This is a genomic window from Pseudomonas sp. BAV 4579 (assembly GCF_009765395.1).
GTDB classification, from domain to species: domain Bacteria; phylum Pseudomonadota; class Gammaproteobacteria; order Pseudomonadales; family Pseudomonadaceae; genus Chryseomonas; species Chryseomonas aestiva.
Genome location: NZ_WHOV01000119.1, coordinates 1 through 925 on the forward strand (window position 1 = coordinate 1; position 925 = coordinate 925).

Annotated in this window: 1 protein-coding gene; it reads right to left on the reverse strand. The window is 59.7% G+C overall.

Annotated elements, in window-relative coordinates; all coding sequences use genetic code 11:
- On the reverse strand, positions 1-925 hold a 925-nt coding region (locus GSQ95_RS20275), incomplete at both ends, for an efflux RND transporter permease subunit (RefSeq protein WP_178123843.1).

A 925-nucleotide genomic window follows, 5' to 3' on the forward strand; every position in this document is an offset into this window, starting at 1 on the left:
CCGGAAGTTCTGCAGGAACAGGAACATCACCAGGAACACCAGCAGGATCGCCTCACCCAGGGTCTTTACCACCTCGTGAATGGACGCCGTTACTACCGGCGTGGTGTCATAGGGATAGACCACGTCCATGCCCTCGGGCATGAACGGTTTGAGGCGGTCGATAATGGCGCGGACCGCCTTGGCGGTGTCCAGGGCATTGGCCCCGGTGGCCAGACGCAGGGCCATGCCCGAAGCCGGCTTACCGTTGAACTGGGCATCGATGGACGAGTTCTCACCACCCAGTTCGATTCGCGCGACGTCACGCAGCCGAACCTGGGCACCGCTCTGATCGACCTTGAGGAAGATCTTGCCGAATTCCTCAGCCGAGGTCAGGCGGGTCTTGCCGATAATGGTGGCGTTGAGCTGCTGGCCCTTGACCGCCGGCAGGCCACCGAGCTGACCCGAGGCGATCTGCACGTTCTGGCTGCTGACTGCGTTGCTGACATCGACCGGGGTCAGCTGATACTTGAACAGCTTGTCTGGATCCAGCCAGATGCGCATGGCGTACTGCGAACCGAATACCTGGAAGTCGCCGACACCGCTGGTCCGCGCGATGGGATCCTGCATGTTGGAGACGATGTAGTTGGACAGGTCATCCTTGGTCAGGGAGCCATCCTTGGAGACCAGGCCCACCACCATCATGAAGTTGCGCTGGTACTTGGCGACACGGATACCCTGTTGCTGCACTTCCTGTGGTAGCAAGGGCGTCGCCAGTTGCAGCTTGTTCTGCACCTGAACCTGGGCGATATCCGAATTGGTACCCTGGTTGAAGGTGACGATGATGGTCATGCTGCCATCGGAGTTGGACTCCGAAGAGATGTACCTGAGGTTATCGATCCCGTTCATCTGCTGTTCGATGACCTGGACCACGGTGTCCTGCACCGTC